At 62.5% G+C, this 20,171-nt stretch carries 20 protein-coding genes; all 20 read right to left on the reverse strand.

Translation table 11 applies throughout. From position 1 onward, the window contains the following. Positions 1-500: 500 nt before the first annotated feature. Positions 501-785, reverse strand: a complete 285-nt coding sequence (locus NKI63_RS11250) for a DUF1467 family protein (protein ID WP_254818117.1) — start codon at positions 783-785, stop codon at positions 501-503. After that, on the reverse strand, positions 782-1,186 hold the full coding sequence (gene mce, locus NKI63_RS11255; protein WP_352477558.1) for a methylmalonyl-CoA epimerase: 405 nt from the start codon (positions 1,184-1,186) through the stop codon (positions 782-784). The genes NKI63_RS11250 and mce overlap by 4 nt, the downstream gene beginning before the upstream one ends. Before the next feature lie 140 nt (positions 1,187-1,326). Then, on the reverse strand, positions 1,327-2,997 hold the full coding sequence (locus NKI63_RS11260) for a ribonuclease J (protein ID WP_352703652.1): 1,671 nt from the start codon (positions 2,995-2,997) through the stop codon (positions 1,327-1,329). Between the two features lie 134 nt (positions 2,998-3,131). After that, positions 3,132-3,953 carry a biotin--[acetyl-CoA-carboxylase] ligase gene (locus NKI63_RS11265; RefSeq protein ID WP_352477556.1) on the reverse strand — a complete coding sequence of 274 codons (822 nt, stop codon included), beginning with the start codon at positions 3,951-3,953 and terminating at the stop codon, positions 3,132-3,134. Positions 3,954-3,957: 4 nt separating this feature from the next. After that, complete coding sequence (nuoN, locus tag NKI63_RS11270; protein WP_352477554.1) at positions 3,958-5,394, reverse strand: NADH-quinone oxidoreductase subunit NuoN; 1,437 nt, start codon at positions 5,392-5,394, stop codon at positions 3,958-3,960. 17 nt (positions 5,395-5,411) lie between these two features. After that, entirely contained in the window at positions 5,412-6,917 is a 1,506-nt protein-coding gene (locus NKI63_RS11275) for an NADH-quinone oxidoreductase subunit M (protein ID WP_352450009.1), read from the reverse strand. Beyond that, positions 6,917-8,890: an NADH-quinone oxidoreductase subunit L gene (nuoL, locus tag NKI63_RS11280; RefSeq protein WP_352505704.1), complete on the reverse strand. Its 1,974-nt coding sequence runs from the start codon at positions 8,888-8,890 to the stop codon at positions 6,917-6,919. Before nuoL ends, NKI63_RS11275 begins: the two co-directional genes overlap by 1 nt. 10 nt (positions 8,891-8,900) lie before the next feature. Then, positions 8,901-9,209 carry an NADH-quinone oxidoreductase subunit NuoK gene (nuoK, locus tag NKI63_RS11285; RefSeq protein WP_023676620.1) on the reverse strand — a complete coding sequence of 103 codons (309 nt, stop codon included), beginning with the start codon at positions 9,207-9,209 and terminating at the stop codon, positions 8,901-8,903. Position 9,210: 1 nt separating this feature from the next. After that, positions 9,211-9,831, reverse strand: a complete 621-nt coding sequence (locus NKI63_RS11290; RefSeq protein WP_352505703.1) for an NADH-quinone oxidoreductase subunit J — start codon at positions 9,829-9,831, stop codon at positions 9,211-9,213. 230 nt (positions 9,832-10,061) lie between these two features. Beyond that, positions 10,062-10,553 carry an NADH-quinone oxidoreductase subunit NuoI gene (gene nuoI, locus NKI63_RS11295; protein WP_023676622.1) on the reverse strand — a complete coding sequence of 164 codons (492 nt, stop codon included), beginning with the start codon at positions 10,551-10,553 and terminating at the stop codon, positions 10,062-10,064. Beyond that, positions 10,553-11,596, reverse strand: a complete 1,044-nt coding sequence (nuoH, locus tag NKI63_RS11300; RefSeq protein WP_292663045.1) for an NADH-quinone oxidoreductase subunit NuoH — start codon at positions 11,594-11,596, stop codon at positions 10,553-10,555. The genes nuoI and nuoH overlap by 1 nt, the downstream gene beginning before the upstream one ends. A 2-nt stretch (positions 11,597-11,598) precedes the next feature. Continuing rightward, entirely contained in the window at positions 11,599-13,680 is a 2,082-nt protein-coding gene (nuoG, locus tag NKI63_RS11305) for an NADH-quinone oxidoreductase subunit NuoG (RefSeq protein WP_352505702.1), read from the reverse strand. A 74-nt stretch (positions 13,681-13,754) separates the two neighbouring features. Further along, positions 13,755-14,450 (reverse strand): helix-hairpin-helix domain-containing protein, encoded by a 696-nt coding sequence (locus tag NKI63_RS11310; protein ID WP_352505701.1) that lies wholly within the window; start codon positions 14,448-14,450, stop codon positions 13,755-13,757. 79 nt (positions 14,451-14,529) lie between these two features. Further along, a complete protein-coding gene (gene nuoF, locus NKI63_RS11315; protein WP_352505700.1) occupies positions 14,530-15,834 on the reverse strand; it encodes an NADH-quinone oxidoreductase subunit NuoF in 1,305 nt (434 codons plus the stop codon). 10 nt (positions 15,835-15,844) lie between these two features. After that, positions 15,845-16,906, reverse strand: coding sequence for an NADH-quinone oxidoreductase subunit NuoE (gene nuoE / locus NKI63_RS11320; protein WP_352821502.1), 1,062 nt, complete (start codon positions 16,904-16,906; stop codon positions 15,845-15,847). Further along, on the reverse strand, positions 16,907-18,097 hold the full coding sequence (locus NKI63_RS11325; RefSeq protein WP_254818103.1) for an NADH-quinone oxidoreductase subunit D: 1,191 nt from the start codon (positions 18,095-18,097) through the stop codon (positions 16,907-16,909). It lies immediately after the preceding gene. A 66-nt stretch (positions 18,098-18,163) separates the two neighbouring features. Beyond that, positions 18,164-18,541, reverse strand: a complete 378-nt coding sequence (locus NKI63_RS11330) for a four helix bundle protein (protein WP_352505698.1) — start codon at positions 18,539-18,541, stop codon at positions 18,164-18,166. Positions 18,542-18,562: 21 nt separating this feature from the next. Then, the gene (locus NKI63_RS11335; RefSeq protein WP_352505697.1) at positions 18,563-19,165 is read right to left on the reverse strand and encodes an NADH-quinone oxidoreductase subunit C; all 603 of its coding nucleotides are present in this window, start codon (positions 19,163-19,165) and stop codon (positions 18,563-18,565) included. 5 nt (positions 19,166-19,170) lie between these two features. Further along, positions 19,171-19,752 carry a NuoB/complex I 20 kDa subunit family protein gene (locus NKI63_RS11340; RefSeq protein ID WP_023720749.1) on the reverse strand — a complete coding sequence of 194 codons (582 nt, stop codon included), beginning with the start codon at positions 19,750-19,752 and terminating at the stop codon, positions 19,171-19,173. After that, complete coding sequence (locus NKI63_RS11345; protein ID WP_023720750.1) at positions 19,743-20,108, reverse strand: NADH-quinone oxidoreductase subunit A; 366 nt, start codon at positions 20,106-20,108, stop codon at positions 19,743-19,745. Before NKI63_RS11345 ends, NKI63_RS11340 begins: the two co-directional genes overlap by 10 nt. Between the last annotated feature and the right edge of the window lie 63 nt (positions 20,109-20,171).

The following is a 20,171-nucleotide window of genomic DNA, read 5'->3' on the forward strand; positions in this document are numbered from 1 at the left end:
CCGGCTTCATAGCCATTTCATGGCGGAATGGAAACCCGGCCCAGGCGCTGCACAGGCGCCGCAATTGCCGCACGCGGCTTGCTGGGCGTTTCGCAAGCAACGCCTGCCGTACTATTGTGCACTGCAGCACGAGATTGCCTGTTTCCGGGCAAAATTCTTCGTGACATTTTCACCCGCCTTAGGCTAGTGTGCCCACATAACCGAGAGGGTAGAGAAAAATCTGCCCTCCTACGCGGTCAAAGTCTTGGGAGGATGCGATCTAGGCGCGGTAACTCGCTGCCGCCGGACACCGGAAACAGATCGGACGCGTTTAAATTGCAAGGCCTCGCGCCTTGCATTTTTTTTGTGCAATCATTTGGTTAGCGCGACAGATTACCAGACTACATGACGTCGCGTCAGCCCAAGCCCGCCCCGGCCTTTACTTTGGGTTTACCTTGCTGGCTCAGCTTGATTTCAGGGCGTCGGCTAGGCTGGGATAGCCGGACACGGTAGGTAGCCGGCTAATGCGCTGGGCTCTGGTTGAAATCCGGCACGATGTGGGGGATGTCGTCGATGCCGAGGCCAAGCCCTCTCGTGATGCCGTAGAAGATACCCATGAGGACCAGCGTGGCGATTGTCGTGCGCAGCGCCGCGCGCAGCATATGCGGTCCGCGCGGTGCACTCGGAACCGTGCCAAGCGTCACGTCCCGGTCCTCGTCCTGTGTCCGCATGCTGAACGGCAGGACGGCGAACAACACCACCCACCATGTGGCGAAGAACAGGGCAACAAACGAAACCCAACTCATGCTTGCTCCAGTTCGACCAGCGTGCCGAAGAAATCCTTGGGGTGCAGAAACAATACCGGTTTGCCATGCGCGCCGGTCTTCGGCTTGCCGTCGCCCAGCACGCGCGCGCCGCTGGCCTTGAGACGGTCGCGCGCCGCAACAATGTCGTCCACCTCGTAGCAGAGATGGTGCATGCCGCCGGACGGATTCTTCTCGAGGAATGCGGCGATCGGTGAGGCTTCGCCGAGCGGCTCGAGCAACTCGATCCTGGTGTTGCCGACGTCGACGAACACCACCGTAACGCCATGCTCCGGCAGCGCCTGCGGCGCGGTTACGCGGGCGCCAAGCGTATCGCGATAGACCGCCGCAGCCGCGGCCAGATCCGGCACCGCAAGCGCGACATGGTTGAGACGTCCGAGCATAGGGTACTCCCGGGTTAAGGGAGTAGGGGAGTAAGGCAGTAGGGAGTAGGGAAAAAAGGATCTAGAAGTGCAGACTGTTTGCGCTCCTACCTCCTACTTCCCTACTCCCTTACTGCCCTACTCCCCTATTCCCTTGTTCGTCACCGCGTGACGAACACTGTCACCAGTGGCTTCTTGCCCCAGGCTTCGTTGGCCGCGCCGCGCACCGCGCGCCGCACCGCCTCCTGGACCAGGTCGAGGTCTTTTCGGCGCTGGCGGGGGATGGAGTCCACGGCGCCGATTGCCGCATCGATCATCAGGTCTTCCAGGCTCTCGCCGCTGCCGTCGGCCTCGGCGACGCCGATGGCGACGAGATCGGGATCGCCGGCAAGCTCGTATTTGTCGTCGAGCACGACGTTGACGGCGACATGGCCGGCAAAGGACAGCTTGCGGCGGTCGCGAATGCCCATCGCCTGATCGCTGCCGATCAGCCTTCCGTCCTTGTAGATGCGGCCGAACGGAACCTGGTCGATGATGGCGGCAGCACCCGGATACAGCCTGAGCATGTCGCCGTCGCGCACCTGCGCCACCTGGCCGATGCCGGACGTCGACATCAGCGAGCCCTGCGCCACCAGATGCGCCGCCTCGCCATGAACGGGAACGCCGATCTGCGGCCGCACCCATTCATACATCTTGCGCAATTCGCTGCGGCGTGGATGGCCGGAGACATGCACCAGCGCATCGCCGTCCTCGATGATCTTGATGCCGAGATCGATCAGGCGGTTCTTGATTTCGAGGATCGCCTTCTCGTTGCCGGGAATGGTGCGCGAGGAAAACACCACCGTGTCGCCGGCCGTCAGCGCCACCGACTTCATCTCGTCGCGCGACAGCTTGGCAAGTGCGGCAAGCGGCTCGCCTTGGCTTCCGGTGCAGATGATGACGAGGTTTTCGCGCGGGATGAAGCCGTAATCCTCCTCGGCGATGAATTCCGGCAACCCGTCCATATAACCGAGTTCATCAGCCACATCGATGACGCGCTTCATCGAGCGGCCAAGCACCAGGCATTGGCGGCCGGCATCCCGCGCTGCCTTGGCGATCGAGACGATGCGGCCGACATTGGAGGAGAAGCTGCTGACGGCGACACGGCCCTTGGCATTCTGGATGACACCTTTGAGGCCCTCGCCCACCGCCACTTCCGACGGTGATTCCCCTTCCCGCAGCGCGTTGGTGGAATCGCAGATCAACGCCAGCACGCCCTTGTCGCCATAGGCACGGAAGCGTGCCTCGTCGGTCATCGGCCCCACCGTCGGCGCCGGATCGATCTTCCAGTCGCCGGTATGGATGACGACGCCGGCCGGCGTGGTGATCGCCAGCGACATCGGTTCGGGAATGGAGTGCGCGACGGGGATGGCCTCGATCTCGAACGGACCGACGGTGAATTTCTCGCCAGCCCGGTAGATCGTCACCGGGATCTTCGGCGCCCCTTGCTCGCCCTGCCGCTTGGCTTCCAGCAGGCCGGCGCCGAACGGCGTCATCCAGACCGGCGCCTTGAGCTTCGGCCAGATGTCGTGCAGCGCGCCGTAGTGGTCCTCATGTGCATGGGTAATGACGATGCCGCGCAGATTGGCGACATTCTCCTCGATGAAGCGGGTGTCGGGCAGTACCAGGTCGACGCCGGGCAGGGTTGCATCGGGAAAAGTAACGCCGACGTCGACGACGATCCATTCGCGCGCATTGGCCGGCCCATAGCCGTAGAGGGCGAAGTTCATGCCGATCTCGCCGACACCGCCGAGCGGCACGAAGACAAGTTCGGCATTTTCCGCTGTCGCCATGGTCTTTCCTTCCTTGCCGGTCAAATTGTGGGCCGGTCAAATTGTGGGCCGGTCAAAATTGTCGGCCAATCAAAATTGTCAGCCGGTCAAATTCAAGCTGGTCAAATACCTGGCCAGTCAAACGTATTGGCCAGTCAACCGACGGCCGATGCGACCGCGCCGAAATGCACGTCGCCGGCGGCGATCGTCAGAACCGAGCCTTCATCGTCGCGGATCACGAAACGGCAGTCTTCGTCAATGGTCTCGAAGGTGCCGCGCACCACATTACCGTCAATTCTGACAGCAACCTGCCCGCCAAGCCCCGCCGCACGCGCCAGCCAGCGCCGCCTGACGGCGGCAAGCCCACGCCCTTCGTTCCACAGCCGGGCATTCTCGCTCCATGCATCCGACAGCGCCAGAAACAGCGTCTCGGCATCGCAAGCAGACCCCAGCGCGTTGAGCGACGTCGCTGGATAGGGCAAATCATTAGGATAAGCCACCACATTGACGCCGATGCCAACAGCCACCGCCGAACGGTCGCCATCCAGCATCGCCGATTCCAGCAGGATGCCGGCGAGCTTAGCGCCCGAGGCAAGCACGTCGTTCGGCCATTTCAACTCGAAGCGGTTCTTGCCCTGGCTCGCACCATCGAGGCCGATCGCAATCCTGCCTTTCGGCACGACGGCGTCGAGCGCGTCGGCCAGCGCCAGTCCGGCAACGAAGCCGAGCGTCGCGGCAAGTCGAAGCTCGGTGTTGGTGATCACCAGCAGCGTCGCCGCCAGGTTGCCTTCGGGCGTCGCCCAGGCGCGGCCGCGGCGGCCACGTCCCGCTTCCTGCTTTTTTGAGACGACCCAGAGTTTGCCCGGATCGCCGGCCCGCGCGTGCTCCAGCGCCAACGCATTGGTGGAGCCGACCGTATCGTGCGCCTCGAGCCGGAACCCTTCCGAAGCCGCGGTTGGAGCCAGCCTGAACGTCATTCCGTTAGAAGAAGGTCTTGGCCGCGGCGGCTGCGTAGGTTCCGATCGGGCCGCCGATCAGCACGTAGAACAGCACGAAAGCGCCGCAGGCGCCGAGCACGACGCGCAGTTCGGTCGCCATCGGCACGAAGCCGCCGACCGGTTCGTCGAACCACATGATCTTGATGATGCGCAGATAATAATAGGCGCCCACCACAGAGGCCAGCACGCCGATGATCGCGAGCGCGTAGAGGTTGGCATTGATGGCGGCGAGGAACACGTACCATTTCCCCCAGAAGCCGGCGAGCGGCGGGATACCGGCCAGCGAGAACATCATGATGGTGAGGATCGTCGCCATGATCGGGTTGGTCGCCGACAGGCCGGCGAGATCGCTGATCTGCTCGACATTGCCCTCCTTGCGCCGCATGGCCAGGATGAAGGCGAAGGTGCCGAGCGTCATCACCAGATAGATCAGCATGTAGATGGCGACGCCGCGCACGCCGTCCTGGCTGTTGGCGGCAAGGCCGACCAGAGCATAACCCATATGACCGATGGAGGAATAGGCCATCAGCCGCTTGATGTTGGTCTGGCCGATGGCCGCGAATGCGCCGAGCGCCATCGAGGCGATCGAGATGAAGACGATGATCTGCTGCCAGTCGGCGGCGATCGGCTTGAAGGCGCCCATGGTGACGCGCACCATCAGCGCCATCGCCGCCATTTTGGGTGCCGCCGCCAGAAAGGCCGTCACCGGCGTCGGCGCGCCCTCATAGACGTCGGGCGTCCACATATGGAACGGCACCGCCGAGATCTTGAAGGCAAGGCCGGCCAGCACAAAGACCAGGCCGAAGACGAGGCCGAGCTGGCGCTCGCCGCCGCTGAGCGCCGCGGCGATCTCCTGGAAGCCGGTGTTGCCCGTGTAGCCGTAGACCAGCGAGATGCCGTAAAGCAGCATGCCCGACGACAGCGCGCCAAGGACGAAGTACTTCAGCCCGGCCTCGGTCGAGCGCAGATTATCGCGGTTGATCGCCGCCAGCACGTAGATCGCCAGCGACTGCAGCTCGAGGCCGAGATAGAGCCCGATCATGCCGTTGGCCGAGATCATCAGCATCATGCCGAGCGTGCAGAGCAGGATCAGCACCGGATATTCGAACTTGTCGAAACGCTCCGCCTGGGCAAAGCGAACCGACATGACCAGCGTCACCGCCGAGCCGACCAGCGCCAACATCTTCATGAAGCGGGCGAATGGGTCCTGGATGAAGGCTTCGCCATAGGCGTTGCCCTGCCCCGGGGAAAAGATCAGCCAGGCGCCGGCGATCACCAGCACGGCAACAGCAAGGCCGCTCACCGTGACGGCGGTGTTGGCGCGCGAATAGGCGCCGAGCATCAACAGCGCCAAGGCGCCGATGGCGAGGATCAGCTCTGGCGTCGAGAGCGACAGGCTGGAGAGAAGGTCCGGCGTCATGGTTCGCAAACCCCCAGTCAGTTCGCCGCCGCGGTCTGCGCGGCGCCGATGGATGCGGTGACATTGGTAACGAGCGCCTTGACCGATTCGGCCGTCGCGTCGAAGATCGGCGCCGGATAGACGCCAAAGAAGATGACCAGCGCGACCAGCGGATAGATGATCACCTTTTCGCGCGTCGACAGGTCGAGCAAACCTTTCAGGCTTTCTTTGGTCAGTGCGCCGAAGATCACCTTGCGGTAGAGCCAGAGCGCATAGGCCGCCGACAGTATGACGCCGGTGGCGGCGAAGAACGCCACCCAGGTGTTGACCCGGAACACGCCGAGCATGGTCAGGAACTCGCCGACGAAGCCGCTGGTGCCGGGCAGGCCGACATTGGCCATGGTGAAGATCATGAACACGGTTGCATATTTCGGCATGTTGTTGACCAACCCGCCATAGGCGTCGATGTCACGCGTGTGCATGCGGTCGTAGACGACGCCGACGCAGAGGAACAGCGCGCCGGAGACCAGGCCGTGCGACAGCATCTGGAAGATCGAGCCCTGGACGCCTTCCTGGTTCATCGCGAAGATGCCCATGGTAACGAAGCCCATGTGAGCGACCGACGAATAGGCGATCAGCTTCTTCATGTCCTCCTGCATCAGCGCCACCAGCGAGGTGTAGATGATGGCGACGACGGAAAGCGTGAAGATCAGCGGCGCGAACATTTCGGATGCGATCGGAAACATCGGCAGCGAAAAACGCAGGAAGCCGTACCCGCCCATCTTGAGCAGGATGGCGGCCAGGATCACCGAGCCGGCCGTCGGTGCTTCGACATGCGCGTCCGGCAGCCAGGTATGCACCGGCCACATCGGCATCTTCACCGCAAAGGACGCGAAGAAGGCAAGCCATAGCCAGGTCTGCATATTGGCCGGGAAATTATGCGTCAGAAGCGTCGGGATATCGGTGGTGCCGGACTGGAAGAACATCGCCATGATGGCGAGCAGCATCAGCACCGAGCCGGCCAGGGTGTAGAGGAAGAACTTGAACGAGGCATAGACGCGCCGCTTGCCGCCCCACACGCCGATGATGATGAACATCGGGATAAGGCCGGCTTCGAAGAAGACGTAGAACAAGACGATGTCGAGCGCACAGAACACGCCGATCATCAGCGTCTCGAGCAGCAGGAAGGCGATCATATAGGCTTTGACGCGCTTCTCGATCGATTCCCACGAGGCGAGAATGCAGAGCGGCATTAGGAAGGTGGTCAGGATGACGAACAGCATGGAGATGCCGTCTACGCCCATATGGTAGGAGATGCCGGAATCCAGCCAGGCAAACTTCTCGACGAACTGGAAGCCAGGTTGCGAATTGTCGAAGCCGGTCCAGATAAACAGCGAAATCACAAACGTGAACGCAGTCGTGAAAAGCGCGATGGCGCGGATGTTGCGGCGCGCGTTCTCGCTGTCATCACGCACGAAAAGGATGAGCAGCACACCAACCAGCGGCAGGAAGGTGACCAGCGATAGGATCGGCCAGGCGGTCATCAGAGCATCATCCAGGTGACGAGTGCGGCAACGCCGATCAGCATGGCGAAGGCATAGTGGTAGAGATAGCCGGTCTGCAGCTTGACGACCCGGTTGGTGACGTCGACGACGCGCGCCGAAATGCCGTCCGGCCCGAGTCCGTCGATGACGGTGCCGTCGCCGGTCTTCCACAGGAAGTGGCCGAGGCGCTTTGCCGGCCGCACGAACAGGAAGTCGTAGAGCTCGTCGAAATACCATTTGTTGAGCAGGAAGGCGTAGAGCAGGCGATGGTTGGCAGCGACGCTCCGAGGCATTTCCGGCGCGCGAACATAGAACTGCCAGGCTATCGCAAAGCCGATCAGCATGGCGATGAACGGCGACAACTCGACCCATAACGGCACTTCGTGGATTTCGTGCAGGATCTGGTTGTCCGGCAGCGTGAACAGCGACGCCTTCCAGAATTCGGCATAGCCCTCGCCGATGAAGGCGCCGTGGAAGATCACACCGGCGAGCAGCGCGCCAGCCGCCAGGATGAACAGCGGCACCAGCATGACCGGCGGCGATTCATGGACATGGTGCATGACCTCGTGGCTGGCCCGCGGCTCGCCGTGGAAGGTCATGAAGATCAGCCGCCAGGAGTAGAAGGAGGTGAAGCAGGCAGCAATGACCAGCAATATGAAGGCAAATGCGGCGACCGCATTGTGGCCGGCGAAGGCCGCTTCGATGATGGCGTCCTTGGAAAAGAAGCCGGCCGTGCCGATGATCGTTACCGGAATGCCGACACCGGTCAGCGCCAGCGTGCCGATCACCATCATCCAGTAAGTCGTCGGGATCAGCGTCCTTAGGCCACCCATTTTGCGCATGTCCTGCTCGTCGGAGACGGCGTGGATGACCGAGCCCGAGCCGAGGAACAGCAGCGCCTTGAAGAAGGCGTGGGTGAACAGATGGAAAATCGCCGCGCCATAGGCGCCGACGCCGAGCGCCACGAACATGTAGCCGAGCTGCGAACAGGTCGAATAGGCGATGACGCGCTTGATGTCGTTCTGGACAAGACCGACTGTCGCCGCGAAGAAGGCGGTGAAGGCGCCGATGAAGGTGACCACCGTCAGTGCCGAATGCGACAGCTCGAATAGCGGCGACAGCCGCGCCAGCATGAACACGCCTGCCGTCACCATGGTGGCGGCATGGATCAGTGCCGAGACCGGCGTCGGGCCCTCCATGGCATCCGGGAGCCAGGTGTGCAGCGGCACCTGCGCCGACTTGCCCATGGCGCCCATGAACAGGAGCAGGCAGACAACCGTCATCGCGGCCTGCTTATCAAGCGCATAGCCGAGGAAGGTCAGTACGGCCGCGCCTTGCGGCGCGCCTTCCGCCGGAATGAACGTCGCCGCATTGGCGAAGATGGTGCCGAGATTGACCGAGCCGAACAGCACGAACACGCCGAATATGCCGAGCGCAAAGCCGAAATCGCCGACGCGGTTGACGACGAAGGCCTTGATCGCAGCTGCATTGGCCGACGGCTTCTTGTACCAGAAGCCGATCAGCAGATAGGAGGCAAGGCCGACGCCTTCCCAGCCGAAGAACATCTGCACGAGGTTGTCGGCCGTCACCAGCATCAGCATGGCGAAGGTGAACAGCGACAGATAGGCGAAGAAGCGCGGCCGGTCCGGGTCGTGATGCATGTAGCCGATCGAGTAGATATGGACCAGCGCCGACACCGTATTGACGACGACCAGCATCACCACGGTCAGCGTATCGATCCGCAGCGCCCACGACGCTTCGAGGCCGCCGGACTGGATCCAGCGCAGTACCGGCACGGTGAACACCTCGCCGCCGCCGAAGCCGACCGAGAAGAAGGCAACCCACGACAGCACTGCCGCGATCACCAGGAAGCCGGAGGTGATGTATTCGGAAGCCTTGGCCCCCAGCGAAGTGCCGAACAGGCCGACGATCAGGAAGCCGAGCAGCGGAAGGAAGACGATGGCCTGATACATGGTGGTTCCGTCAACCCTTCATCATGTTCACGTCTTCGACCGCGATCGAGCCGCGGTTGCGGAAGAAGACGACGAGAATGGCAAGGCCGATCGCCGCTTCGGCCGCCGCGACCGTCAGCACGAACAGTGCGAACACCTGGCCGACCAAATCGCCGAGCGCCGCCGAAAAGGCGACGAAATTGATGTTGACCGCAAGCAGGATCAGCTCGATCGACATCAGGATGACGATGACGTTCCTGCGGTTCAGGAAGATGCCGAACACGCCGAGCGTGAACAGGATCGCCGATACGGTCAGGTAGTGCGCGATGCCGACGACCATTTCAGACTCCTTCGCCCGTCTTGACCTTGCGGATTTCCACTCCGGTTGCCGCCGTGCGGCCGACCTGGGCGGCGATCGACTGCCGCTTGACGCCCGGCTTATGGCGCAGCGTCAGCACGATGGCGCCGATCATGGCGACCAGCAGCACCAGGCCGGCGATCTGGAAGTAATAGAGGTAATCCGTATAGAGGATGTCGCCGAGCGCTGCCGTGTTCGAGCGGGCGGCCAGGTCCGGAATGGGCTTGGCGACCATCGCCGCCAGTTTCGGCGCGAATGTATAGCCGCCGAGCACCACGATCAGCTCCGCCGCCAGGATCAGCCCGACCAGCGCGCCGATCGGTGCATATTGCAGGGCGCCTTCCTTCATTTCGGCGAAGTCAACGTCGAGCATCATGACGACGAACAGGAACAGCACCAGCACGGCGCCGACATAGACGACGAGCAGGATCATCGCCAGGAACTCGGCGCCGGTCAGCATGAACAGGCCGGCGGCGTTGAAGAAGGTCAGGATCAGAAACAGCACAGAATGCACGGGATTGCGCGCCGAAATGACCATGAACGCCGATGCCACCGCGACAAAGGCGAAGAGGTAGAAAAAGGCCGCCTCTAGTCCACTCAGCATGGGTTCCCCCGGGTTTCCTGTCCAAACAGGACGTTCGTCCTGTTTTTTGCCACCGCCTCCGGTCGGCAAGTTGCGTGTTCCTATCGCATGTTCCGATCGGGTTGAAAGACCCGATCGAAAAGAAAACATGCGACACTCTTTCATTCCGGAGGATGATCTTGTCCGAAAAGTATGCAACTTTTCGGGATCATCCTCTGAACGAGGCCCTCGCCCCGTTCATGCATCAAATATCAGCGGTAAGGCGCATCCAGCGAGATGTTGCGCGCCAGCTCACGCTCCCAGCGGTCGCCATTGGCCAGAAGCCTGTCCTTGTCGTAATAAAGTTCCTCGCGCGTCTCCGTCGCGAACTCGAAATTCGGCCCCTCGACGATGGCGTCGACCGGGCAGGCTTCCTGGCAGAAGCCGCAATAGATGCATTTCACCATATCGATGTCGTAGCGCACGGTGCGCCGCGTGCCGTCATTGCGGCGTGGGCCGGCTTCGATGGTGATGGCCTGCGCCGGGCAGATCGCCTCGCACAATTTGCAGGCGATGCAGCGTTCCTCGCCGTTCGGATAACGGCGCAGCGCATGCTCGCCGCGGAAGCGCGGGCTGACCGGTCCCTTCTCATGCGGATAGTTGATCGTCTCCTTCGGCGCGAAGAACTGGCGCATCGACAGGAAGAAAGCGCTGACGAAATCCTGCAAAAGCAGTGACTTGGCGGCCTGGGATAATGCAGACATCAGGCAAACCCCGTGATCTTTAGGAAAGCGGCGGTGGCGACCACCATGAACAGCGAGATCGGTAGGAAGACCTTCCAGCCGAGCCGCATCAGCTGGTCGTAGCGATAGCGCGGCACGAACGCCTTCACCATCGAGAACATGAAGAACACCAGGCAGACCTTGAGCACGAACCAGATCAGCCCCGGCACCCAGGTGAACGGCGCGAAGTTGAAGGGCGGCAGCCAGCCGCCGAGGAACAGGATGGTGGCCAGCGCGCACATCAGGACCACGGCGACATATTCGCCGAGGAAGAACAGCAGGAACGGCGTCGACGAATATTCGACCATGTGGCCGGCGACGAGTTCCGATTCGGCTTCCACAAGGTCGAAGGGCGGCCGGTTGGTCTCGGCCAACGCCGAGATGAAGAAGACGATGAACATCGGGAACAGCGACAGCCAATGCCAGTCGAGGAAGGTGTTGGGCAGGCCGAGCCGCGTGCCCAGCCCGTCCTGCTGCGACAAGACGATGTCGGACAGGTTGAGCGAGCCGACGCAAAGCAGCACGGTGACGATGACGAAACCGATGGAGACTTCGTAGGACACCATCTGCGCCGCCGAGCGCAGCGCGCCAAGGAACGGGTATTTCGAATTGGACGCCCAGCCGCCCATGATCACGCCATAGACCTCGAGCGAGGAGATGGCGAAGACATAGAGGATGCCGACATTGACGTTGGCGATCGCCCAGCCCTCATTGACCGGGATCACCGCCCAGGCCGAGATCGCCAGCACCGCCGAGACCAAGGGCGCCAGCAGGAAAACGCCCTTGTTGGCGCCGGACGGGATCACCGGCTCCTTGAACACGAATTTCAGCAGATCGGCGAAGGCCTGCAGTGTGCCCCACGGGCCGACGACGTTCGGGCCGCGGCGCAATTGCACCGCCGCCCAGATCTTGCGGTCGGCATAAAGCACATAGGCGACGAAGATCAACAGAACGACGATCAGCACGACCGACTTCAAAAGGATCAGCAGCGCCGGCAGCACGTAGAAGGAGAAGAAAGTGTCCATGTCTACTCCGCCGCCTGCCTGAAGCCGTTTTTCGCCAAAGCCGAGCATTCGGCCATCACCGCGGAAGCCCGCGCGATCGGATTGGTCAGGTAGAAATCCTTGACCGGCGAGGTGAAGGTGCCCTTGTTCAGCCGACCGCCGAGCTTGGCAACCCTGGCGATGTCGGCCGGGTCGCCGGCCGCGACATGGTCGACGCGGGCAAGATGCGGGTATTGCGCATAGAGCTTTGCGCGCAGTTGCTGCAGCGAATCGAACGGCAGCTTCTTGCCGAGCACATCCGACAGTGCCCGAAGGATCGCCCAGTCCTCGCGCGCTTCGCCGGGCGCGAAGCCGGCACGGTTGGTCTGCTGCACGCGGCCTTCGGTGTTGACGAAGGTGCCCGACTTCTCGGTATAGGCGGCGCCCGGCAGGATGACGTTGGCGCGATGCGCGCCCTTGTCGCCATGCGTGCCGATATAGACGACGAAAGCGCCGCCGGTCTTGGCCATGTCGATTTCGTCGGCGCCGAGCAGGAACAGCACGTCGGTCTCGCCCAGCATGCCGGCGACATTCCTGCCGCCCTCGCCCGGTACGAAGCCGACATCGAGGCCGCCGACGCGTGCCGCGGCGGTGTGCAGCAGGGCAAAGCCGTTCCAATCGGCCCTAGCAGCGTTGACTGCGACGGCGAGCTTCGCCGCCTGGCCGAGCACGGCCGCGCCGTCCGGACGCGCCAGCGCACCCTGGCCGACGATGATCAGCGGATGCGTCGCCTTCTTTAGCAGATGGAAGAACTTGCCGTTGCCGTCGGCCAGATCCTTCAGCGATTCCGGTCCGGCGCCGAGCTGCTCGTAATCATAGCGCGTATCGCCGACATCGCCGATGACGCCGACCGGCAGATTGCCGGCCCGCCAGCGCTTGCGGATGCGGGCGTTGAGCAGGGATGCCTCGAAGCGCGGATTGGCGCCGATGATCAGCACCGCATCGGCCTGTTCGATGCCTTCGATGGTCGGGTTGAAGACATAGCTGGCCCGGCCGAGCGACGGATCGAGTGCGGCACCGTCCTGGCGGCAGTCGGTGTTCCTCGAGCCGAGCGAAGCCATCAGAAGCTTCAGCGCGTAGATCTCCTCGACGGCTGCGAGATCGCCGGCAATGGCGCCGATCTTTTCGGGTGCGGCATTCGACACCGCTTCCTTGATCGCGGCAAAAGCCTCCGCCCAGCTTGCCGGGGCCAGTCTGCCGTCCTTGAGCACATAGGGCCGGTCGAGGCGCTGCGTGCGCAGGCCGTCCCAGATAAAGCGGGTCTTGTCGGAAATCCACTCCTCGTTCACCGCCTCGTTGGTACGCGGCAGGATGCGCATCACTTCGCGGCCCCGGCTATCGACGCGGATCGCCGAGCCGACGGCGTCCATCACGTCGATGGACTCGGTCTTGGTCAGTTCCCAAGGCCGTGCCTGGAAGGCGTAGGGTTTGGAGGTCAGCGCACCGACCGGGCAAAGGTCGATGACATTGCCCTGCAGTTCCGAAGTCATTGCGCTTTCGAGATAGGTGGTGATCTCGGCATCCTCGCCGCGGCCGATCAGGCCGAGCTCGGATATGCCCGCAATCTCGGTGGTGAAGCGGACGCAGCGCGTGCAATGGATGCAGCGGTTCATGATCGTCTTGACCAGCGGCCCGATATACTTGTCTTCGACCGCCCGCTTGTTCTCGTGGTAGCGTGAGGAATCGACGCCGAACGCCATCGCCTGGTCCTGCAGGTCGCACTCGCCGCCCTGATCGCAGATCGGGCAGTCCAGCGGATGGTTGATCAGCAGGAATTCCATCACGCCTTCGCGGGCCTTCTTGACCATCGGCGTGTTGGTGAAGATTTCCGGCGGCTCGCCGTTCGGACCGGGGCGCAGGTCGCGCACGCCCATGGCGCAGGACGCCTGCGGCTTGGGCGGGCCGCCCTTCACCTCGATCAGGCACATGCGGCAATTGCCGGCGATCGACAGCCGCTCGTGGAAGCAGAAGCGCGGCACTTCCGCACCGGCGTCCTCGGCCGCCTGCAGCAGCGTGTAGTGGTCGGGTACAGTGATCTCTTTCCCGTCGACCTTGAGCTTTGCCATTTCGCCTCAAACCCCTGCGGACGTTCCGCAATCTTTCCTTCCGGGCGCAGCCGACACCGCGCACGGTATTGAATTCAATTTTTGGCCCCGGCCAATGCGGCCGCCTGACCGATCCAGCCGTCACGGCCGATACGGCCCTTCAACGACAGGTAATCTTCGACCCAGGCGATCTCTTGCGGCGTCCACGCGGCAATCTGGGCGTATGTCCAGATGCCAAGGCCGTTCAGCACCTTTTCCAGTTTCGGCCCGATGCCCGATATTGCCTTGAGGTCGGCGGGCACGGCTGGCCGGTCCATCGGCTTGGGCTGCTTGAAATCTTCCGGCATCAGCCCGGCCGACGCATCCGCTGCAACGGTGCTGGCATTCGCCACGCTCCGCGCCGCAGTGCTTGTTGCAATGTCGGTCACGTCATTAGCGAAGGACTGCGCCTCGGCAATCAGGGTTTTGGTGGCTGCGCGCGCCTTGGTCGAGGAGCTTTTGCCGGTCGCGGAAACGCGTTCGGTCCGGGCCTCGAAATCCTCGGTGACCGGCTGCCAAAGCCGCTGCGAGGTCTCGGCCACGCCTGAAAGCACGCCCATCCAGACGCCAAAGGCGTGGTTGGCAAGCCCGATGCCGAGTGCCGTCATCGCCGCCGCGCCGGCGACAGGATGCGCCAGGAGATTGACGGCGCTGGCCATCTCCTTCGGCATTGTCCTGGTCAGGTCCTGGTTCATCTTCAAGAACGGGTCCCCATCGGGCGTCAAATCGTCGGGTATCGAAAACAGCGACATAGGTGGTCTCCTGGTCGTTTCCGTCTGCCCCGCGCTCGTTTCCTCGTTTCGGGCATTCGCCCGCATTTTTTGAATTCTTCTATTCCGCCGCCGCCAGCACCGGTTCGGCGCGGTGTGCGTTGCGCGAGAACTCGTCGATGCGCCGCTCCACCTCGCCGCGGAAATGCCGCATCAGGCCCTGGATCGGCCATGCCGCCGCATCGCCCAGAGCGCAGATCGTGTGGCCCTCGACCTGCTTGGTCACGTCGAGCAGCATGTCGATCTCGCGCTTCTGCGCCTCGCCGCGCACCAGCCGTTCCATCACCCGCCACATCCAGCCCGTGCCCTCACGGCAGGGCGTGCACTGGCCGCAGCTCTCATGCTTGTAGAAGTAGGACAGCCGCGCGATCGCTTTCACGATATCGGTCGATTTGTCCATGACGATGACAGCCGCGGTGCCGAGGCCCGATTTCAGGTCGCGCAGCGCATCGAAATCCATCGGCGCGTCGATGATCTGCTCGGCCGGCACCAACGGCACCGAGGCGCCGCCCGGAATGACCGCCAGCAGATTGTCCCAGCCGCCGCGGATGCCGCCGCAATGCGTCTCGATCAGTTCGCGGAACGGGATCGACATCGCCTCTTCGACGGTGCACGGATTGTTGACGTGGCCGGAGATGCAGAACAGCTTGGTGCCGGCATTGTTGGGCCGGCCGAAGGACGAGAACCAGGCCGCACCGCGGCGCAGAATGGTTGGCGCCACGGCGATGGACTCGACGTTGTTGACCGTCGTCGGGCAGCCATAGAGGCCGACATTGGCCGGAAACGGCGGCTTCAGCCGCGGCTGGCCTTTCTTGCCTTCGAGGCTTTCGAGCAGCGCCGTTTCCTCGCCACAGATATAGGCGCCGGCGCCATGGTGCATGTAGATGTCGAAATCGTAGCCGGAGGTATTGTTCTTGCCGATCAGCTTGGCCGCATAGGCCTCGTCGATGGCGAGTTGCAGCGCCTCGCGCTCGCGGATGAACTCGCCGCGCACGTAGATGTAGGCGGCGACCGCGCCCATGGCGAAGCCGGCGATCAGGCAGCCCTCGACCAGCGTATGCGGATCGTGGCGCAATATATCGCGGTCCTTGCAGGTGCCGGGTTCGGACTCGTCGGCATTGACGACGAGATAACTCGGCCGGCCGTCGCTCTGCTTGGGCATGAACGACCATTTGAGCCCGGTCGGGAAGCCGGCGCCGCCGCGGCCGCGCAGGCCCGATGCCTTCATCTCGTTGACGATCCACTCGCGCCCCTTGGCGATGATGCCGGGCGTGTTGTCCCAGGCGCCGCGCGCCATGGCGCCGGCCAGCGACTTGTCGAAGCGGCCGTAGATGTTGTTGAAGATGCGGTCTCTGTCCTGAAGCATTGCTCGTTCCTCAGACCGGCTTCTTGCCGGTCGGCCGGCTCTTGTTTCCGGGCGACGGCTTGGCCGCTTCGGCGGCAGCCTTCGCTGGTTTAACCTTGGCCTCCGGCGCTTTGAAAGCAGACGCCGGCTCGGCCTTGTTCTTGGAGCCTTTGCGCTGTTTCGAGACGTCCTCGACCTGCGGCTCGGCCTTGTTGGCATTGGCGGCCGAATGCAGAGGCGCTGCAATGCTCGCCGCCTTCTCCGCCGTTGGCGCGACTTTTGTCGCCGACGGCGATTTCAGCGCCGGGCTGGTCTCGACCGCATCGGTCTTCGGCTTGCTGGCATTCGAGGGCGCAACTGGCGCCGGTGCAGGCGCGGCAGCAGGCGGAACCGGCGCTGCGGCGTAAGCCGCCGGCGCCGCTTCCTTGGCGGCCTTGGTCGCGGCCCTGGTTTCCCGGTCGCGGGTCGCCTTGAGGATCGCCTTTTCACTCTTAAGGGTCGTCAGGCCACTGGCCGGCTCGGAAGTGACGCGGCCGTTTTGCGGTCCCGGTTCCACCGTAGCGCCCTTGCCGGCGTCATAAAGGTCGATGATCTCGGCAAGCCGCTCCGGCGTCAAATCCTCATAGGTGTCCTTGAATATCATCACCATCGGCGCGTTGACGCAGGCGCCGAGGCACTCGACCTCCTCCCACGACAGCGTGCCTTTGTCGTTGGTGTGGAACTGGTCGTGATGGATCTTCGAGCGGCACACATCCATCAGCGCTTCCGAGCCGCGCAGCATGCAGGGTGTGGTGCCGCAGACCTGGATATGGGCGCGGCTGCCGACCGGATTGAGCTGGTATTGCGTATAGAAGGTGGCGACTTCCAGCCCTCTGATATAGGGCATGCCGAGCATGTCGGAGATCGCCTCGATCGCCGCCTTGGTCACCCAGCCTTCCTGCTCCTGCGCCAGCATGAGCAAGGGGATGATCGCGGATTGCTCTCGCCCCTTCGGATATTTCTTGATCCACTGCTTCGCCGCTGCCGCATTCGCCCGGTTGAAGGCAAAGGCGGCTGGCTGGAGGCTGGCTTCTGCGAGACGGCGGACTGACATTTAGCGATCGACCTCACCAAACACGATGTCGAGGGAGCCGAGAACCGCGGTGACGTCGGCCAGCATGTGGCCGCGGCACAAAAAGTCCATGGCTTGCAGATGCGCAAAGCCCGGCGCGCGCAGCTTGCAGCGGTAGGGCTTGTTGGTGCCGTCGGAGACGAGATAGACGCCGAACTCGCCCTTCGGCGCCTCGACCGCGGCATAGACCTCGCCGGCTGGAACGCGGTAGCCTTCGGTGTAGAGCTTGAAGTGATGGATCAGCGCTTCCATCGAGCGCTTCATCGCCGCGCGCTTCGGCGGCACCACCTTGCCGTCGAGGTTCGACACCGGCCCGCCGCCCTCCTTGCCGAGCAACAGGTCGACGCACTGGCGCATGATTTTCGCCGACTGCCGCATCTCTTCCATGCGCACCAGATAACGGTCGAAACAGTCGCCGTTCTTGCCGACCGGAATGTCGAAATCCAGCTCGGCATAGCATTCGTAGGGTTGCGATTTGCGCAGGTCCCACGGCGCACCCGAGCCGCGCACCATGACGCCGGAAAACCCCCAGGCCCAGGCGTCCGCCAGGGAGACAGTGGCAATGTCGACATTGCGCTGCTTGAAAATACGGTTGCCGGTCAAAAGCGCGTCGAGGTCGTCGATCGACTTCAGGAACGGGTCGATCCACTTGCCGATGTCCTCGATCAGCTTCTGCGGCAGGTCTTGATGCACACCGCCCGGCCGGAAATAGGCCGCATGCATGCGCGAGCCGCTGGCACGCTCATAGAACACCATCAGCTTTTCGCGCTCGACGAAGCCCCATAGCGGCGGCGTCAGTGCACCGACATCCATCGCCTGCGTCGTCACATTGAGGATGTGCGACATGATGCGGCCGATCTCAGAGTAGAGAACTCGAATAAGCTGCCCGCGCTTCGGCACCTCGATGCCGAGCAGCCGCTCGGCTGCGAGCGCGAAGGCATGTTCCTGGTTCATCGGCGCGCAATAATCGAGCCGGTCGAGATAAGGCACCGCCTGCAGATAAGTCTTGTGCTCGATCAGCTTTTCCGTGCCGCGGTGCAAAAGTCCGATATGCGGGTCGACGCGATCGACGACTTCGCCGTCGAGTTCAAGAACCAACCGCAAAACACCATGCGCTGCAGGGTGTTGCGGGCCAAAGTTGATATTGAAGTTGCGAACGGAGGTTTCAGCCATGGAGGCGCCTCTGGCGAAGAGTCAGTAGTGAGTAGTGAGTAGTGATCATCAACCTCAATGCCTGCTTCATTCCGCCTGCTTGGCCTGCACCGTCCGGATAAGAGATCTCGTCATTTTTCCAATCTCTTCGCATCGCAGTAGCAGTTCAATCTCATCGTCTTTTCGTAGCAGCCCAACCCGGCATGCCAGCAAAATGTGCGTTTCCAGTTCCTTCAACGAACCTTGCGCCATGCGCAAAAATTGAACGAACGAACCTCTGTTTTCTCGACCGTATCCCTCCGCGACGTTGGCTGCGATCGAAACCGCCGATCGGCGCATCTGCGAGGTCATGCCGTAGATCTCCTCCTTCGGAAACCCTTTACTGATGCGGTAACAATCTTCAGCAAGCACCATCGCCGATTGCCACACCTTCAGGTCGCGATAAGATTCGATCCTTTTTTCCAATTCCTACTCACTACTCACTACTCACTGTTTCGCCTTCTCGTCCCCCGGCAGAACATAATCCGTGCCTTCCCATGGGGACAGAAAATCGAAATTGCGGAATTCCTGCTTGAGCTCCACCGGCTCGTAGATGACGCGCTTGGCCTCGTCGTCGTAGCGCACCTCGACGAAGCCGGTCAGCGGAAAGTCCTTGCGCAGCGGATGGCCTTCGAAGCCGTAGTCGGTCAGAATCCGCCGCAGATCGGGATGACCCGAAAACAGCACGCCATAGAGATCGTAGGTTTCGCGCTCGAACCAGTCGGCGCCGGGATATATGCCGGTGATCGACGGCACCAGCGTCTCTTCGTCGGCCTGGACCTTGATGCGGATGCGGATATTCTGCCTCGGCGACAGCAAATGATAGACGACGTCGAAGCGCTTTGCCCGCGACGGATAATCGGCGCCGCAGACATCGATGATCGAGATGAACTGGCATTTCGGGTCGTCGCGCAGGAAGGTCACTGCCTCGATCAGGTCGCGCGGTTCGACCGAGATGGTGAGTTCGCCATAGGCAAACACCGCCTCGCCGATCCGGCCGGTCAGCTTCTCGCCCAGATAGGTCGAGAGGTCATTCAACGCCTGGGTCATGCCGCTCACCGTTCGATCGTGCCGGTGCGGCGGATCTTCTTCTGCAGGAGAAGGATGCCGTAGAGCAGCGCTTCGGCGCTCGGCGGGCAGCCGGGCACGTAGATGTCGACCGGCACGATGCGGTCGCAGCCGCGCACCACCGAATAGGAATAATGATAATAGCCGCCGCCATTGGCGCAGGAGCCCATCGAGATGACGTAGCGCGGCTCCGGCATCTGATCGTAGACCTTGCGCAGCGCCGGCGCCATCTTGTTGGTCAGCGTGCCGGCAACGATCATGATGTCGGACTGACGCGGAGACGCGCGCGGCGCGACACCGAACCTCTCGGAGTCATAGCGCGGCATCGAGGTATGGATCATCTCGACCGCGCAGCAGGCGAGACCGAAGGTCATGAACATCAGCGAGCCGCTGCGCGCCCAGGTGATCAGCGCCTCGGTCGAGGTGACGAGAAAGCCCTTGTCGGCGAGCTCGTTGTTGATCTCCAGGAAGAACGGATCATCCTCCCCCACCGGCCTGCCGGTGTTGGGGTCGATGAGGCCCTTGGGCTTCGGCGCGACGAGCGTGCCGGAACTGTCGTTCAATCCCATTCCAGCGCTCCTTTTTTCCATTCATAGGCAAAGCCGATGGTCAGCACCGCCAAAAACACCATCATCGACCAGAAGCCGAGCATGCCGATCTGGCTGAACGACACCGCCCAAGGAAACAGGAAGGCCACTTCCAGATCGAAGATGATGAACAGGATCGACACCAGGTAGAAGCGGATGTCGAACTTCATGCGCGCATCGTCGAACGAGTTGAAGCCGCATTCATAGGCCGAAAGCTTTTCCGGATCGGGGTTGCGGTAGGCCACCAGGAAGGGTGCGGCAAGCAGCGCCAGCCCGACCACCAGCGCCACGCCGATGAACAGGACGATGGGCAGGTACGAACCTAAAAGTGCGTTCATGCTGCAGTTTCCGTTGGCGGCCAATCCACTCTGATTACAGCACCGGACCCACTTGCGGAAGCG

It is taken from the genome of Mesorhizobium sp. M0410, from assembly GCF_040321435.1.
Taxonomy (GTDB): Bacteria; Pseudomonadota; Alphaproteobacteria; order Rhizobiales; family Rhizobiaceae; genus Mesorhizobium.

Excerpts from the sequence above, each read along its gene's own strand:
- NKI63_RS11340 (WP_023720749.1), bottom strand. The coding sequence starts at position 19,752 with ATGGGATTGAACGACAGTTCCGGCACGCTCGTCGCGCCGAAGCCCAAG.
- NKI63_RS11335 (WP_352505697.1), bottom strand. The coding sequence starts at position 19,165 with ATGACCCAGGCGTTGAATGACCTCTCGACCTATCTGGGCGAGAAGCTG.
- NKI63_RS11275 (WP_352450009.1), bottom strand. The coding sequence starts at position 6,917 with ATGACCGCCTGGCCGATCCTATCGCTGGTCACCTTCCTGCCGCTGGTT.
- NKI63_RS11260 (WP_352703652.1), bottom strand. The coding sequence starts at position 2,997 with ATGGCGACAGCGGAAAATGCCGAACTTGTCTTCGTGCCGCTCGGCGGT.
- nuoH (WP_292663045.1), bottom strand. The coding sequence starts at position 11,596 with ATGGACACTTTCTTCTCCTTCTACGTGCTGCCGGCGCTGCTGATCCTT.
- NKI63_RS11250 (WP_254818117.1), bottom strand. The coding sequence starts at position 785 with ATGAGTTGGGTTTCGTTTGTTGCCCTGTTCTTCGCCACATGGTGGGTG.
- nuoG (WP_352505702.1), bottom strand. The coding sequence starts at position 13,680 with ATGGCAAAGCTCAAGGTCGACGGGAAAGAGATCACTGTACCCGACCAC.
- NKI63_RS11310 (WP_352505701.1), bottom strand. The coding sequence starts at position 14,450 with ATGTCGCTGTTTTCGATACCCGACGATTTGACGCCCGATGGGGACCCG.
- nuoF (WP_352505700.1), bottom strand. The coding sequence starts at position 15,834 with ATGCTTCAGGACAGAGACCGCATCTTCAACAACATCTACGGCCGCTTC.
- NKI63_RS11345 (WP_023720750.1), bottom strand. The coding sequence starts at position 20,108 with ATGAACGCACTTTTAGGTTCGTACCTGCCCATCGTCCTGTTCATCGGC.
- NKI63_RS11325 (WP_254818103.1), bottom strand. The coding sequence starts at position 18,097 with ATGGCTGAAACCTCCGTTCGCAACTTCAATATCAACTTTGGCCCGCAA.
- nuoI (WP_023676622.1), bottom strand. The coding sequence starts at position 10,553 with ATGTCTGCATTATCCCAGGCCGCCAAGTCACTGCTTTTGCAGGATTTC.
- nuoE (WP_352821502.1), bottom strand. The coding sequence starts at position 16,906 with ATGTCAGTCCGCCGTCTCGCAGAAGCCAGCCTCCAGCCAGCCGCCTTT.
- NKI63_RS11290 (WP_352505703.1), bottom strand. The coding sequence starts at position 9,831 with ATGCTGAGTGGACTAGAGGCGGCCTTTTTCTACCTCTTCGCCTTTGTC.
- mce (WP_352477558.1), bottom strand. The coding sequence starts at position 1,186 with ATGCTCGGACGTCTCAACCATGTCGCGCTTGCGGTGCCGGATCTGGCC.
- NKI63_RS11265 (WP_352477556.1), bottom strand. The coding sequence starts at position 3,953 with ATGACGTTCAGGCTGGCTCCAACCGCGGCTTCGGAAGGGTTCCGGCTC.
- nuoN (WP_352477554.1), bottom strand. The coding sequence starts at position 5,394 with ATGACGCCGGACCTTCTCTCCAGCCTGTCGCTCTCGACGCCAGAGCTG.
- nuoL (WP_352505704.1), bottom strand. The coding sequence starts at position 8,890 with ATGTATCAGGCCATCGTCTTCCTTCCGCTGCTCGGCTTCCTGATCGTC.
- nuoK (WP_023676620.1), bottom strand. The coding sequence starts at position 9,209 with ATGGTCGTCGGCATCGCGCACTACCTGACCGTATCGGCGATCCTGTTC.